Genomic DNA, 2,971 nt, shown 5'->3' with positions numbered 1-2,971 from the left:
TGGTTAAGTCCTCGATCTATTAGTATTCGTCAGCTCCACGTGTCACCACGCTTCCACCTCGAACCTATCAACCTGATCATCTTTCAGGGATCTTACTAGCTTAACGCTATGGGAAATCTCATCTTGAGGGGGGCTTCATGCTTAGATGCTTTCAGCACTTATCCCTTCCGCACATAGCTACCCAGCTATGCCCTTGGCAGAACAACTGGTACACCAGCGGTGCGTCCATCCCGGTCCTCTCGTACTAAGGACAGCTCCTCTCAAATTTCCTACGCCCACGACGGATAGGGACCGAACTGTCTCACGACGTTCTGAACCCAGCTCGCGTACCGCTTTAATGGGCGAACAGCCCAACCCTTGGGACCGACTACAGCCCCAGGATGCGATGAGCCGACATCGAGGTGCCAAACCTCCCCGTCGATGTGGACTCTTGGGGGAGATAAGCCTGTTATCCCCGGGGTAGCTTTTATCCGTTGAGCGATGGCCCTTCCATGCGGAACCACCGGATCACTAAGCCCGACTTTCGTCCCTGCTCGACTTGTAGGTCTCGCAGTCAAGCTCCCTTATGCCTTTGCACTCTACGAATGATTTCCAACCATTCTGAGGGAACCTTTGGGCGCCTCCGTTACTTTTTAGGAGGCGACCGCCCCAGTCAAACTGCCCACCTGACACTGTCTCCCGGGTCGATAAGACCCGTAGGTTAGAATTTCAATACAGCCAGGGCGGTATCCCACCAGCGCCTCCACCGAAGCTAGCGCTCCGGCTTCAAAGGCTCCCGCCTATCCTGTACAAGCTGTACCAAAATTCAATATCAGGCTACAGTAAAGCTCCACGGGGTCTTTCCGTCCTGTCGCGGGTAACCTGCATCTTCACAGGTACTATAATTTCACCGAGTCTCTGGTTGAGACAGTGCCCAAATCGTTACACCTTTCGTGCGGGTCGGAACTTACCCGACAAGGAATTTCGCTACCTTAGGACCGTTATAGTTACGGCCGCCGTTTACTGGGGCTTCAGTTCAGAGCTTCGCTTGCGCTAACCCCTCTCCTTAACCTTCCAGCACCGGGCAGGTGTCAGCCCCTATACTTCGCCTTACGGCTTCGCAGAGACCTGTGTTTTTGCTAAACAGTCGCTTGGGCCTATTCACTGCGGCTTTCCGTTAAGAAAGCACCCCTTCTCCCGAAGTTACGGGGTCATTTTGCCGAGTTCCTTAACCAGAGTTCTCTCGCACACCTTAGGATTCTCTCCTCGCCTACCTGTGTCGGTTTGCGGTACAGGCACCTTTTATCTCGCTAGAAGCTTTTCTTGGCAGCGGGGAATCAAAGACTTCGCTCCATAAGGAGCTTCCCCATCACAGCTCAGCCTTCGCGGTAAGCGGATTTGCCTACTTACCAGCCTAACTGCTTGGACGTGCACAACCAATCGCACGCTTCTTCTATCCTTCTGCGTCCCTCCATTGCTCAAACGATAAAGAGGTGGTACAGGAATATCAACCTGTTGTCCATCGCCTACGCCTGTCGGCCTCGGCTTAGGTCCTGACTAACCCTGAGCGGACGAGCCTTCCTCAGGAAACCTTAGGCATTCGGTGGACGGGATTCTCACCCGTCTTTCGCTACTCATACCGGCATTCTCACTTCTAAGCGCTCCACCAGTCCTTACGATCTGACTTCACAGCACTTAGAACGCTCCCCTACCACTGATACCATAGGTATCAATCCGCAGCTTCGGTGGTGTATTTAGCCCCGGTACATTTTCGGCGCAGAGTCACTCGACTAGTGAGCTATTACGCACTCTTTAAATGGTGGCTGCTTCTAAGCCAACATCCTAGTTGTCTAAGCAACTCCACATCCTTTTCCACTTAATACACACTTTGGGACCTTAGCTGGCGGTCTGGGCTGTTTCCCTTTTGACTACGGATCTTATCACTCGCAGTCTGACTCCCAAGGATAAGTCATTGGCATTCGGAGTTTGACTGAATTCGGTAATCCGATGGGGACCCCTAGTCCAATCAGTGCTCTACCTCCAAGACTCTCACACTTGAGGCTAGCCCTAAAGCTATTTCGGGGAGAACCAGCTATCTCCAGGTTCGATTGGAATTTCTCCGCTACCCACACCTCATCCCCGCACTTTTCAACGTGCGTGGGTTCGGGCCTCCATTCAGTGTTACCTGAACTTCACCCTGGACATGGGTAGATCACCTGGTTTCGGGTCTACGACCACGTACTAAACGCCCTATTCAGACTCGCTTTCGCTACGGCTCCGCCTCTTCAGCTTAACCTCGCACGGGATCGTAACTCGCCGGTTCATTCTACAAAAGGCACGCCATCACCCGTTAACGGGCTCTGACTATTTGTAGGCACACGGTTTCAGGATCTCTTTCACTCCCCTTCCGGGGTGCTTTTCACCTTTCCCTCACGGTACTGGTTCACTATCGATCACTAGGTAGTATTTAGCCTTGGGAGATGGTCCTCCCGGATTCCGACGGAATTTCACGTGTTCCGCCGTACTCAGGATACATTCAAGAGGGAACGAAGTTTCAACTACAGGGTTGTTACCTTCTATGACGAGCCTTTCCAGGCTGCTTCGTCTACCTCGTTCCTTTGTAACTCCGTATAGAATGTCCTACAACCCCAAGAGGCAAGCCTCTTGGTTTGGGCTAGATTCCGTTTCGCTCGCCGCTACTCAGGAAATCGCTTTTGCTTTCTCTTCCTCCAGGTACTTAGATGTTTCAGTTCCCTGGGTCTGTCCTCTTTACCCTATGTATTCAGATAAAGATACCATACCATTACGTATGGTGGGTTTCCCCATTCGGAAATCTCCGGATCAAAGCTTACTTACAGCTCCCCGAAGCATATCGGTGTTAGTCCCGTCCTTCATCGACTCCTAGTGTCAAGGCATCCACCGTGCGCCCTTTCTAACTTAACCAAAATTAAAAAAATATGAGCTACACTGTTATCTAGTTTTCAAAGAACAT

Annotated in this window: 1 rRNA gene; it reads right to left on the bottom strand. The window is 51.6% G+C overall.

Going from position 1 to position 2,971, the window contains the following annotated elements:
• A 23S ribosomal RNA gene (locus WAZ07_RS26045) occupies window positions 1-2,922 on the bottom strand.
• Window positions 2,923-2,971: the final 49 nt, after the last annotated feature.

It is taken from the genome of Bacillus bruguierae, from assembly GCF_037104725.1.
GTDB lineage: Bacteria > Bacillota > Bacilli > Bacillales > Bacillaceae_G > Bacillus_A > Bacillus_A bruguierae.
Note: the sequence above shows the minus strand (reverse complement) of the source record. Positions and strands in the feature narration are given on the sequence as shown.